This window comes from Pseudomonas sp. GW821-FHT10C09 (assembly GCF_059415465.1).
Map to the genome: position 1 here is coordinate 1 of NZ_JBWKNG010000055.1, position 1,199 is coordinate 1,199.

1 protein-coding gene is annotated in these 1,199 nt (G+C 54.6%); it reads left to right on the plus strand.

The annotated features are described in order from the left end of the window. The first annotated feature begins 220 nt into the window (after positions 1-220). Entirely contained in the window at positions 221-1,168 is a 948-nt protein-coding gene (locus tag AC07N8_RS29415; protein WP_483844147.1) for an IS110 family RNA-guided transposase, read from the plus strand. Positions 1,169-1,199 lie beyond the last annotated feature (31 nt).

Sequence of the window (1,199 nt, forward strand, 5' to 3'; positions counted from 1 at the left end):
TCGCGAGCAGGCTCGCTTGTATGGTAGGACTTGAAGGGAGGAGGAGGGACTAGGCTCGATTCTGACTGTTGACGCAGTACAGACCGTGGGAGATTTCGCCCCTCCTCCTTTCACCCAAGCGCCGATAAAGAATGCTTCTGGCTAGACCGACGATAGGAACAAGCCTGCGCCTCTGGGTGAGCCCTTCAAGTGCATAAAACCTTATCCCGGAGCAAATCCAATGGCAATGCCGGTTCTTGTTTCAAAGCCGATCGTGGGTGTGGATGTCGCCAAGAATGAATTGGTGATTTATCAGGCTGAGCTCGATTTGCTCGAAGCGATTCCCAACACCAAAGCGGCTATCAAGCAGTGGTTGAAGGACTTGCCAGAGACGGTGGCGATCGCCATTGAGGCAACCAACATCTATCACCTGGAGTTTGCGGACTTGGCCTATGAGGCTGGCTGCACCATTTACATGGTGGGCGGCTATGAGCTCAGTCATTACCGCAAAGGTGTCAAAGTTCGCGCTAAAACTGATGCGCTCGATGCCAAATTACTCGCCCGTTATTTAAAGAATGAAGCTGAGGAGCTTCATCCCTGGACCCCGCCGTCTCCTCTGTACCGCCAGCTCTTGAGCCTGTTCCGCCGCCGGGCGGCGTTGGTCCAGGCGCGAGTGGGCCTGGTGCAAAGTTGGGCCAATGAACCGTTGCTGAAGGCTGCTTTCGCCGAGCAGGTGAAATCCATGCAGCAACTTGAAACGCTGGTTGAAAAGACGATTAAGGACCATCTGAAAGAAGCCGGTTTGCTCGGCCAGTTAAAACGTTGCCTGAACGTTGAAGGTATTGGTTTTTTGACCGGGGCTCGCTTGATTGCAGCATTCCAGCGGGGCGACTTCAGAAACGCGAATGCCTTTATCGCCTTCTTGGGAATGGATTTGCGGGTGGCGAAATCAGGACAAAAAGATAGTCGCCGGAGTTTGAGCAAGCGAGGTGACCCAGAGGCCCGCCGTCTTTTGCACAATGCCGCGATGGCGGCCAGCCGAACGGCGGCCTGGAAAGGATTTTACGAAGCGCAAAGAGCTCGGGGCTTCAGTACCACTCAGGCGCTGGTAATGCTGGCTCGCAAGCTTGCTCGGGTCGTATTCGCCCTGCTGAACGGGCAGAGCGAATACCAATCGAAAACCAGTTGAGGGCTTCCCCTCAACCATAGAATCTCCCACA